Origin of the sequence: Streptomyces sp. P17, assembly GCF_032436805.1 — a bacterium.
Classification (GTDB): Bacteria; Actinomycetota; Actinomycetes; order Streptomycetales; family Streptomycetaceae; genus Streptomyces.
The window spans coordinates 1-347 of the sequence record NZ_JAVRBF010000471.1 but is presented as its reverse complement, the minus strand read 5'-3'; the positions used below and the strand labels follow the sequence as shown (position 1 = coordinate 347).

Genomic DNA, 347 nt, shown 5'->3' with positions numbered 1-347 from the left:
ATGCAGAGATTTATTTTTTAATCCAAGCTAATAAAGTTTTAAATGGTAAAAATATAAAAAATTATATTGATTATTTAAATTTACAAGATATTTACTTCAGATTTAATTTGCTTTATGAACCTGAAAAGATCGTGAAGAATATAGGTAAAGGTCAGGGGTTGACACCTTCTGGTGATGATTTTATATGCGGTGTTCTTGCTCTTTTGACATACTTACACAAAGAGACTGAATGTATAGATGAATCATTTTTTACTAAAGTTAATAAGGCATGTAAGAGTAAATGGAAAACTACAACAGAAGTAAGTAAAAACTATTTACAGCAAGCCGTGGAAGGATGTTTTTCCCAG

The 347-nt window shown here is 29.1% G+C and carries 1 protein-coding gene; it reads left to right on the top strand.

Translation table 11 applies throughout. The features are described 5' to 3' along the window. On the top strand, positions 1 to 347 hold a 347-nt coding region (locus RMT89_RS41755; protein WP_315888979.1), incomplete at both ends, for a DUF2877 domain-containing protein.